General features: G+C 71.7%; 12 protein-coding genes. 5 read left to right on the forward strand and 7 right to left on the reverse strand.

Going from position 1 to position 9036, the window contains the following annotated elements; all coding sequences use genetic code 11:
- Window positions 1–5: 5 nt before the first annotated feature.
- Window positions 6–431, forward strand: a complete 426-nt coding sequence (locus ACTIE9_RS04155; protein WP_439564311.1) for an OsmC family peroxiredoxin — start codon at window positions 6–8, stop codon at window positions 429–431.
- A complete protein-coding gene (locus tag ACTIE9_RS04160) occupies window positions 431–1360 on the forward strand; it encodes a TIGR01777 family oxidoreductase (protein WP_439564312.1) in 930 nt (309 codons plus the stop codon). Before ACTIE9_RS04155 ends, ACTIE9_RS04160 begins: the two co-directional genes overlap by 1 nt.
- On the opposite strand, the gene ACTIE9_RS04165 is transcribed toward ACTIE9_RS04160, so the two are convergent.
- Entirely contained in the window at window positions 1357–1815 is a 459-nt protein-coding gene (locus ACTIE9_RS04165) for a hypothetical protein (protein WP_439564313.1), read from the reverse strand. The genes ACTIE9_RS04160 and ACTIE9_RS04165 overlap by 4 nt on opposite strands.
- Window positions 1812–2573 carry a 4-hydroxy-tetrahydrodipicolinate reductase gene (gene dapB, locus ACTIE9_RS04170; RefSeq protein WP_439564314.1) on the reverse strand — a complete coding sequence of 254 codons (762 nt, stop codon included), beginning with the start codon at window positions 2571–2573 and terminating at the stop codon, window positions 1812–1814. Before dapB ends, ACTIE9_RS04165 begins: the two co-directional genes overlap by 4 nt.
- A gap of 44 nt (window positions 2574–2617) precedes the next feature.
- Between dapB and ACTIE9_RS04175 the strand changes: the two genes are divergently transcribed.
- Window positions 2618–3103, forward strand: coding sequence for a GNAT family N-acetyltransferase (locus ACTIE9_RS04175; protein WP_439564315.1), 486 nt, complete (start codon window positions 2618–2620; stop codon window positions 3101–3103).
- Window positions 3104–3115: 12 nt separating this feature from the next.
- On the opposite strand, the gene ACTIE9_RS04180 is transcribed toward ACTIE9_RS04175, so the two are convergent.
- The 3 genes from ACTIE9_RS04180 to ACTIE9_RS04190 are packed head-to-tail and all read right to left on the reverse strand — an operon-like array spanning window position 3116 to window position 5381.
- On the reverse strand, window positions 3116–3382 hold the full coding sequence (locus tag ACTIE9_RS04180; protein ID WP_439564316.1) for a metal-sensitive transcriptional regulator: 267 nt from the start codon (window positions 3380–3382) through the stop codon (window positions 3116–3118).
- Window positions 3379–3696, reverse strand: coding sequence for a rhodanese-like domain-containing protein (locus ACTIE9_RS04185; RefSeq protein WP_439564317.1), 318 nt, complete (start codon window positions 3694–3696; stop codon window positions 3379–3381). Before ACTIE9_RS04185 ends, ACTIE9_RS04180 begins: the two co-directional genes overlap by 4 nt.
- 35 nt (window positions 3697–3731) lie before the next feature.
- Complete coding sequence (locus ACTIE9_RS04190) at window positions 3732–5381, reverse strand: FAD-dependent oxidoreductase (RefSeq protein ID WP_439564318.1); 1650 nt, start codon at window positions 5379–5381, stop codon at window positions 3732–3734.
- 89 nt (window positions 5382–5470) lie between these two features.
- On the opposite strand from ACTIE9_RS04190, the gene ACTIE9_RS04195 reads away from it, so the two are divergent.
- The gene (locus tag ACTIE9_RS04195) at window positions 5471–6382 is read left to right on the forward strand and encodes an oxygenase MpaB family protein (protein ID WP_439564319.1); all 912 of its coding nucleotides are present in this window, start codon (window positions 5471–5473) and stop codon (window positions 6380–6382) included.
- Here the strand turns inward: ACTIE9_RS04195 and ACTIE9_RS04200 are convergent.
- Window positions 6379–6981: a histidine phosphatase family protein gene (locus ACTIE9_RS04200; RefSeq protein WP_439564320.1), complete on the reverse strand. Its 603-nt coding sequence runs from the start codon at window positions 6979–6981 to the stop codon at window positions 6379–6381. The genes ACTIE9_RS04195 and ACTIE9_RS04200 overlap by 4 nt on opposite strands.
- Before the next feature lie 198 nt (window positions 6982–7179).
- Here ACTIE9_RS04200 and ACTIE9_RS04205 point away from each other — a divergent pair, with 198 nt between their 5' ends.
- Entirely contained in the window at window positions 7180–7785 is a 606-nt protein-coding gene (locus tag ACTIE9_RS04205; RefSeq protein WP_439564321.1) for a TetR/AcrR family transcriptional regulator, read from the forward strand.
- A gap of 31 nt (window positions 7786–7816) precedes the next feature.
- Here the strand turns inward: ACTIE9_RS04205 and ACTIE9_RS04210 are convergent, their stop codons facing one another.
- The gene (locus ACTIE9_RS04210; protein WP_439564322.1) at window positions 7817–8818 is read right to left on the reverse strand and encodes an aldo/keto reductase; all 1002 of its coding nucleotides are present in this window, start codon (window positions 8816–8818) and stop codon (window positions 7817–7819) included.
- Between the last annotated feature and the right edge of the window lie 218 nt (window positions 8819–9036).

Consider the following 9036-nt stretch of genomic DNA (forward strand, 5'->3'; position numbering starts at 1 on the left):
CCGTCATGGCCGTCACCAGCGAAGCAACCACCCTGTGGTTCGGATCCCTGCTCGAGGGCTCGGGCACGACCTCTCTCGACTCCTCCGACGCGGGTGAGTTCCCTGTGACGTGGGCCGCGCGCTCGGAGGGCGTTGCGGGCCGCACGAACCCGGAGGAGCTGCTCGGCGCCGCGCACTCCGCCTGCTACTCGATGGCGCTGTCGAACGCACTGAGCAAGGCCGGGCACGCGCCGGAGAGCCTCCAGGTCACCGCGGCCGTCACGTTCGTGCCCGGCGAGGGCATCACGGGCAGCCACTTGCTCGTGAGCGCGAAGATCGCCGGCATCACCGCCGACGAGTTCCAGACCTTCGCCGAGAACGCGAAGACCGGATGCCCGGTCTCCGCCGCGCTCACGGGCATCGCCATCACGCTCGAAGCCTCGCTCGCGTAGTGGGCGCCCCGACGCCGATGCGCGTGCTCATCGCCGGCGCCTCGGGCCTCATCGGCACCGAGCTGCAGCGCCAGCTGCGCGCCGACGGGCACACCGTGCTGACGCTCGTGCGCCGCGCCCCTCGCACCGAGACGGAGTTCGCCTGGGCGCCCGAGGCGCGCGTCGTCGACTTCCGCGTCTTCGAGCAGGCGGACGCCGTCGTCAACCTGTCGGGCGCCTCGATCGCGCGCATCCCCTGGACCCGCGGCTACCAGAAGCAGATCCTCGAATCGCGCGTGCGCGCCACGCGCGCCCTGGCCGAGGGCATGGCCATGGCGAGCACTCCCCCGAAGGTCTTCTTGAGCGGGTCGGCGGTGGGCTACTACGGCGACCGGCCCGCCGTGCGCCTGACCGAGGATGCGACCAAGGGCGAGGGGTTCTTGAGCGATGTCGTCGCGGCCTGGGAGGAGGCGGCCGGCCTGGCTCCCGAGGCCACGCGCACGGTGCTCATGCGCACCGGGCTGGTCGTGGGCCGGGGCGGGGCGATGACGCCCCTGCGGCTGCTGACCGCCGTCGGTGCCGCCGCGCGGATCGGTTCCGGCGGCCAGCACTGGCCCTGGATCAGCCTCTACGACGAGGCCGCCGCTATGCGCCACCTGCTGACGTCGAGCCTGCGCGGCCCGGTCAACCTCGCCGGCCCGACACCGGCCACGAGCGACCGAATCACGCGCGCTCTCGCCGCAGCCATGCACCGCTGGCACCTGTTCACGCTCCCTGAGGGCCTCATCGGCCTCATGATGGGCGATGCGGGCCGCGAGCTGCTGCTCGCGAGCCAGAAGCAGGTGCCGGCCAAGCTGCTCGCCGATGGCTTCCGATTCCGTCACGAGACGGTCGAGCAGGCGATCGAGGAACTCGTGCGCCCGACCCCGTTCGACGCCCCGAGCGTCTAGCCAGCGGTCGGGTCGTCGGCGCGCTCGAGCCGCATCGCCTCGCGCATCGCCCACCGGGCCCGCCGGCGGTCGCGGCTCGCATCGTAGGCGAGGGCGAGCCGGAACCAGTGCTGCCATGACTCGGGATGCTGCTGCACCTCGTGCGCGTATCGCGCGAAGATCGCATCGGCCGCGTCGCGCTCGACCCGGCCGCTGACGCGCGCGGGGAGCTGGTCGTCGGGGAGCCCGCCCTCGGCTTCGAGCCGACGGGCGAGCGCCTCGGCCCGGAACCCGAACCGCAGCTCGACGATGAGCGCCCAGAAGCCCAGCAGGGGAAACACGATGAGAGCCCACCCGATGCCCTGCACGATCGGCAGCGGGTCGGCGATGAGGCGTATCGCGTAGCCGAGGACCACGGCGAGGTAGAGGCCCAAGAGAGCCGCCATGCCGAAGACGGCCCAGCGGGCGCGGCTCATGCGGGGTCGCCCTCGGCCGGCGCCGCCGCGCTCAGGCCGATGAGCGAGTCGAGGCCGACGACGAGCCCCGTCGTCTCGAGCGCCGCACGCAGGCCCAGCAGGATGCCGGCCTCGTACGAGCTCGGCGACAGCGTCTCGTGCGTGATCGTGAGCGTCTCGCCCGTGCCTCCGAAGTGCACGTCTTGCCGAGCGACGGCGCCCTGCAGGCGGAGCGAGTGGACGGGCACGCTTGCGACCTGCTGCCCTCGGGCACGCTGATCGGTGTGCGGGGCGACGACGGGGCCGAGTTCGGCACGAGCGTGGCCGATGAGCTCGGCGGTGCGGACGGCGGTGCCTGACGGGGAGTCGACCTTCGCCGCGTGGTGGGTCTCGACGATCTCGATCGACTCGAAGTAGCGGGCGGCGAGGGTGGAGAGGTGCGTCGCGAGCACGCTGCCGAGCGAGAAGTTCGGGATGACGACGACCCCCGCATCCGGGTGCGCCTGCAGCAGCGTGCGCAGGGTGCGCAACCGGTCTTCGCTCCAGCCGCTCGTGCCGACGAGCACCTTGAGCCCCGCGCGCACGGCGTGATCGACGACCGTCGGTGAGACGCCGGGCGCGGTGACATCGAGCACGACATCGGCGCCGAGCATCTCGCCGAGGTCGGAGCGCGAGTCGAGCCGCGCGACGAGCGCGAGATCAGACTGCTGCTCGATGAGCGTGCACGCGAGCGACCCGAGCCGTCCGCTCGCACCGACGACGGCGACTCGAGTGACCATGGCGCTCAGTCTACGGCGGGGTGCCCCTCGCCTAGGCTGAGCGCATGGTCACCTGGCGCCCCGCACTGCCGAGCGACGAGCCCGCCCGCCTGCTGCTCGATCAGTACTTCACCGCCCGGGCGCACGGTTTCCCCGCCGGGCCCGACGCCTACCGCCGCACCGTACCCGACGACGCGGAGTTCACGTCACCGGCGGGCGTCTTCCTGCTCGTCGAGGGCGAGAACCTCTCGGGCGAGCCCGCCGACGTCGGTTGCGGCGGCGTGCGGCGCATCGCTGACGGACCCGCCGGGCCGCGGTTCGAGGTCAAGCACCTCTGGGTGCAGCCCCACACCCGGCGGCTCGGATACGGGCGCGCGCTCATGGCCGAGCTCAGTCGTCGCGCTCGCGACCTGGGGGCCGCCGAGCTCGTGCTCGACACCAATGAGAGCCTCGAGGCCGCGGGTGCGCTGTACCGCTCGCTCGGCTTCGCGCCGATCGCGCCGTACAACGACAACCCGAACGCCACGACCTGGCTGGGCCGGACGCTCTGAGCCGCCCGGGCCTCAGGCGAGGCTGAGGAAGAGCTTCTCGAGGTCGGCGACGTCGACGGGGTCGCCCGAGCCGTCTTCGCGCAGGCACTCCTTCATCGCCGAAGCGATGATGGCGAAGCCGGCGCGATCGATCGCACTGGATGCTGCGCTCAGCTGCGTGACGATGTCTCGGCAGTCGCGGCCATCCTCGATCATCGCCAGCACGGCTCCGAGCTGCCCGTGAGCGCGGCGCAGCCGGTTGACGATCTTCTTGGCCTCGTCGGTCGGGATGGTGGTCATCGGTCGTCTCCCGTCTCGTAGTCGAGCCCTCGCTGCACCCAGGCCATCGTGCCGCCCGCGACCGAGACCGCGTCGAAGCCGTTCGCGAGGAGGAAGTCGGCCGCGCGCAGGCTGCGCGCGCCCGAGCGGCAGATCACGTAGAGGGTCTCATCGCGCGGGAGGGCATCCAGCGCATCGGGGATCGTGCCGAGCGGCACGAGCCGCACCCCGGGAACGTGGGCGTCGATGTACTCGTCCACCTCGCGGACGTCGATGACCGTCGCCCCGCGCTCACGCTCGATGACGAGCTGGTCGACGGTGATCTCTTCAGCCACAGCGGTCTCCTTCTGGTCGGTCGTGCGAGGGGGCGTCAGACGGCGACGGGGTCGAGCGCGAGCGCCGCGGTTCCCGCGCGCCACGTGGTGTACCCGCCGTCGAGGTTGGCCACGGTGACACCGTACTGCCGCAGCAGCGACGCAGCCGTGTGGCCGCGCTGACCGACCTTGCAGGTGACGATGACGCGCTCGCCGCGGAGCCCCTCGGCGTGCTGACGCAGCTCGTCGAGCGTGATGAGCTCGCTGCCCGGGATCGCGCCCAGGGCGTTCTCGCCCGCGGTGCGCACATCGATGAGCCGCCAACCCTCGGCCTGCCGCTCGGCGAGCTCGTGCCACTGCACGCTCAGCTCACCATCGATGAGGTTGTCGTCGACGTAGCCGAGCATGTTCACGGGGTCTTTCGCCGAGGCGAACTGGGGCGCGTACGCGAGCTCGAGGTCGGCGAGGCCGCGGGCGGGGATGCCACCCGCCATGGCCGTCGCGATGACGTCGATGCGCTTGTCTGCGCCGTCGCCGATCATCTGCGCGCCGAGAATCGCGTCGGTCTCCGCGTCGACCACGAGCTTGAGGGCGAGCTGCTCGGCACCCGGGTAGTAGCCGGCGTGGTTCGTGGGATGCGTGTGGATGACGCGGATCGCGCGCCCCTCCTCGCGCAGCTCGCGCTCGGTGCGGCCGACGGCCGCGGCGGTCAGACCGAACACGCCGATGATGGCCGTGCCGAGCGCCGGAACAGCGGGATGCGGGCGGCCCGCGATGGCATCGGCCGCGAGCCGGCCGTGCCGGTTGGCCAGCCCCGCGAGCCAGACAGGTGACGGGTCGCCGTCGAAGCGCTGCTTCACGACGGCGTCGCCGACCGCGAAGATCGCGGGGTCGGAGGTGCGCTGGTGAGCGTCGACGACGATGTAGCCGCGGGCGTCGAGCTCGAGCCCGGCATCGCGGGCGAGCCCGCTCTCCGGCCGCACGCCGACCGAGAGCACGACGAGGTCGGCGGGCAGGGTCGTCGCGCCGCCGTTGAGCACGACGTGGTCGTCCTCGATACCGCTCAGCGCGGTGCCGAGGTGCAGCTCGACGCCGTGGGCGCGCAGCCTCTCGGCGACGAGGTGCGCCATCTCGATGTCGAAGGGGCGCAGCACCTGGGGCAGCATCTCGACGACGGCGACCTCCAGGCCGCGGTGGCGCAGGTTCTCGGCCAGCTCGAGGCCGATGAAACCCGCGCCGGCGACGACCACACGGCGGGCATCCTGCGCCGCGGCGATGATGCGATCCATGTCGGCGATGTCGCGCAGCACGAGACCGCGCTCGACGCCGGGAATGGGGATGCGCACCGGCGAGGCGCCGGGGCTGAGCACGAGCGCGTCGTACGACAGGCGCTCCTCCTCCCCCGTGTCGAGTGCGCGCACGGTGACGGTGCGAGCATCACGATCGATGGCGAGCGCCTCGGTGCGCACGCGCACGTCGAGGGCGAAGCGGGCCCCGAGCGAGGCGGGGGTCTGCAGGATCAGGGAGTCGCGATCGGCGATGACGCCGCCGACGTGGTACGGCAGGCCGCAGTTCGCGAACGAGACGTGCTCGCCGCGCTCGAGCACGATGATGCGCGCGGTCTCGTCGAGGCGGCGCAGGCGCGTCGCGGTCGACATGCCGCCAGCGACGCCACCGATGATGACGTAGGTTCGAGAGGAGGTCATGAACCGAGTGTATACCCCCCGGGGTATTTTCGCCACTCCTCCCAGGGCTTTCCCCCATCGCGCTCAGCGCGATGTGCAACGCTCGCGTCATGCAACGACCGGCCATCGTGACCCGCGCCCGCGGGCGAATCCTGGTGATGTTCTCGGGCGACCCCGAGGGCACCCCCGAGTGGGTGCGCACTCTCGAGACGGGCGATGACGAAGGCTTCTTCGGGCCCGGCTCGGCCGTATGGGAGGTGCACAGCGGCATCCCGACCGTCGTGGCCGGAATCAGGGCGCTGCTCATGCAGACCCTGCACCCCGGCGCCATGGCCGGTGTGCATGATCATTCGCGCTACCGCGAGGACCCGCTCGGGCGACTCTCGGGCACCGTCCGCTGGGTGCTGACGACGACCTTCGCCGATCGCGCACAGGCGACGGCAGGATGCGCCTGGGTCTCGCGCCTGCACGAGAAAGTGCGCGGCGAATACCCGTCGGCGAGCGGGCAGATGCAGCCCTACGCAGCCGCGGATGCCGACCTCATCGGCTGGGTGCACTGCGTCTTCGCCGACGCCTTCATCGGCAGCCATGAAACCTGGGGCGGCCCCGTGCCCGGCGGCTCAGACCAGTACGTGCGAGAGTGGGCGACCGCCGGTGAGCTCATGGGCATGACCGATCCGCCCCGCAGCCGCGCCGAGCTCGACGCGGCGATCACGTCGTACCTCCCGGTGCTGCGCCGCGACGAGCGCGTCAATGAGGCCGTGCGCTGGCTCAAGAACCCCCCGCTCGGCCGGGGTGTCGGCCCCGCGTACCGCATCCTGTTCGCGGGCGCCGTCGCCTCGCTGCCCGAGCAGTACCGCGCGCTCCTCGGGTTGCGCCGCCCGCGCTGGCCTGCGATCGCCCTCACCGGGCTCGCCCTCCGCTGGATGCGCCTGCTGCTCGGGTCGGAGTCGTCGAGCCTGCGCTACACGCGCCGACGCCTCGAACGCCTCGCCGAGGCGGAGCAGGCTCGCACGCCCTAGAAGGGCTGATCGACCGGAAGCCCCGTGCGCAGCTCGGCGGGAAGGTGCCCCAGATCGTTGTGCGCGACGAGCACGGGCGGCTTCGCCGTGCGCACCCGGATGATCGTGAGACCGCAGTTCGCCTGGTTGACGCCCATCCAGCGCCAGGCCGGCGCGTCGAACACCTCGCGCACGAACCAGGCGATCACGAAGTTGTGGGTGATGAGCAGATCATGGCGGTCGTCTCGCGACGGCGACAGCCACTCGGCCGTCGCGTCGGCCATCTGCGCCTCGCCCGCCGCGATCTCCTCGGGCGTCACGCCGCCGAAGAACGGCTCGAAGGCGTGCGGCATGTCAGGAGACGGCCCCGCGGGGATGCAGTCCATGAGCAGGGCTGAGAGCTCGGGCTCGACGGCCGGCATGCGCTCGGTCATGAGCCGCGCCGTCTCGACCGCCCGCTGCAGCGGAGAGGTGTGGACGCTCGAGAACGGCACTCCGCTGAGCCGTTCGGCGATCGCGCGCGCCTGACGCTGACCGCGCCCGCTGAGGGGGCCGTCGGGGAGGCCGTGCTCCGCATCCTGCTGCTCGCCATGACGGACGAGATAGACGTACCGCGACACGAGTCCACGCTCCTTCTCAACCCGCACGAGCCTAGGCCATCCGTGCGACACGCCCCGATCGGGGGACATCGAATAGGACAGACAGGACTGTCTGTCCCCTGCTACAGTTGCCGCAACGGCAGCAGCGTCCGTCGATCGACGGGGGCCGAGCACCGCGGTCGAGCTGGAGAACGTGTGTCGGTAGCAGCCCCCGTTGAGATGAACCGTGTCGAGACGCACGGCGTCGATCCGACGCGCCGCATGCCGCCGGCGAAGCTGCGCGTCCTCGACGCGGCCACAATGCTCTTCTCGCGTGAGGGCATCCGAGCGGTCGGGGTCGACCGCCTGATCCAGCAGTCGTCGGTGACGAAAGCCACCTTCTATAAGCACTTCGGCTCGAAAGACCGCTTGATCCGCGACTACCTGAGCGGGGCATCCGCGCACGCCCTCGCCGATCTCGATCGGCTCATCCGCGCGCAGGAATCCCCTCGGGATGCTCTCCTCGCGATCGTCGACGCCGTACACGACACCCTGCACGAGGAAGGGTTCCGGGGCTCGCTGTTCGTCAACGCCGCAGCCGAGTTCCCCGACCCGCGCGACCCCGCACGGCTCATCATCGCCGAGCACTACGAGGCCGTCGCCGGTCGCATCACGACGCTGCTGCAGGGCATCGGGCACCCGCTGCCGGGCGAGGCGGCCGATCAGCTCATGGTCGCGTACGTCGGCGCCCTCTCGTGGGGGCACGTCGGAGACCCCGTCGGCGCATCGGTCGCCTTCCGCCGCAGCGTCGAACTCGTGCTCGAGACGACGGCGCGCGCGGCCTGACCCGGCGCGCGCGGCGCCCCTCAGGGAGCGGTCACTCGCTCACACGGTCGAGCTCGGTGAGATGGTGCCGGCTCAACGGGGTGCGCGGAGCCGCCATGACGACGTCGAGCTGGTCGGGCGCGCTCACCGACACGACAGGGGCGACCACGCGCGGTCGGCTCAGCAGCCATGACAGCGCGGCCGTCGCGACGCTCGATCCCGTCTCCGTCGACACCCGATCGAGCGCGGCGAGGATGCGCAGACCCTGGCGGTTGAGGTAGCGCGACGCCTCGGCCCCGCGCCGCTCGCGCTCGAGATCAGCACGAGTGCGGTACTTGCCGGTGAGGAACCCGGCGGCGAGCGCGAAGCGCGGCAGCACCCCGAGGTCGAGCTGCCCGGCGACCCGGGCCAGGTCGCCCTCGTACTCGTCGCGGTGCACGAGGTTGTAGTGCTTCTGCAGCGCCACCATGTGGGCGACCCCGAGCTGGCCCGCGGCGATGCGCGCCTCGAGGAGGCGCTCACCGGTGTGGTCGCTGCCGCCGAAGTACCGCACATGGCCAGCGCGGATCGGCTCGTCGACGGCGAGCAGGGTCTCGTCGAACGAGACCGAGGTGTCGTCGATGTGCAGGAAGAGCAGGTCGATGTGGCTGACGCGCAAGCGTCGCAACGAGGCCTCGACCGCGGCGCGGATGGCAGGGGCCGAGAGACCGGGGTGATCAGGGCTCTTGCCGACCTTGGTCGCGATCGTGAGAGCGTCGCGATTGCGGCGCTCGCGCATCCAATTGCCGATCATGATCTCGCTGCGGCCCCCGGCGTACGAGTCGGCCGTGTCGATGAAGGTGCCGTCGAGCTCGACGAACCGGTCGAGGATGCCCGTCGTCGTCGGGCCGTCGGCCGTCCAGCCGAACACGGTGCCGCTCAGCGCTATCGGGAAGACGCGCAGGTCGCTCGTGCCGATGCGTCGCGGCACCGCGACCGGTGCCGTCGCGAGCGCCGTGTCGCCGCGCGCACCCCCGGGAGCCGGGGTGCCTCGGGAGGGCGCTGGGTCGTTCACGGCTCGGTATCTCTTTCGGCGGGCGACCTTCTCGGTCGGCGGTGGTTGGGGCGAGAGTACTGCGTGAGGAGGCCTCGTTCCCGGTTCGGCGCGCGATCGTTACCGGGCTGTGTCGCAGGCCGGAAACGCCGCGGCGGGGGCGGGCCCACCGGGGGGGGGACCCCCCCCCGGGTGGGTTTGAGCCCTCCCGGGCGTTGTGCACCCGCCCACAAATTGAC

The organism is Microcella sp. (assembly GCF_051860105.1).
Classification (GTDB): domain Bacteria; phylum Actinomycetota; class Actinomycetes; order Actinomycetales; family Microbacteriaceae; genus Microcella.

Coding starts and splice junctions, on each gene's coding strand:
- ACTIE9_RS04155 (WP_439564311.1), top strand. CDS start 6: ATGGCCGTCACCAGCGAAGCAACCACCCTGTGGTTCGGATCCCTGCTC.
- ACTIE9_RS04165 (WP_439564313.1), bottom strand. CDS start 1,815: ATGAGCCGCGCCCGCTGGGCCGTCTTCGGCATGGCGGCTCTCTTGGGC.
- dapB (WP_439564314.1), bottom strand. CDS start 2,573: ATGGTCACTCGAGTCGCCGTCGTCGGTGCGAGCGGACGGCTCGGGTCG.
- ACTIE9_RS04175 (WP_439564315.1), top strand. CDS start 2,618: ATGGTCACCTGGCGCCCCGCACTGCCGAGCGACGAGCCCGCCCGCCTG.
- ACTIE9_RS04180 (WP_439564316.1), bottom strand. CDS start 3,382: ATGACCACCATCCCGACCGACGAGGCCAAGAAGATCGTCAACCGGCTG.
- ACTIE9_RS04190 (WP_439564318.1), bottom strand. CDS start 5,381: ATGACCTCCTCTCGAACCTACGTCATCATCGGTGGCGTCGCTGGCGGC.
- ACTIE9_RS04195 (WP_439564319.1), top strand. CDS start 5,471: ATGCAACGACCGGCCATCGTGACCCGCGCCCGCGGGCGAATCCTGGTG.
- ACTIE9_RS04205 (WP_439564321.1), top strand. CDS start 7,180: ATGAACCGTGTCGAGACGCACGGCGTCGATCCGACGCGCCGCATGCCG.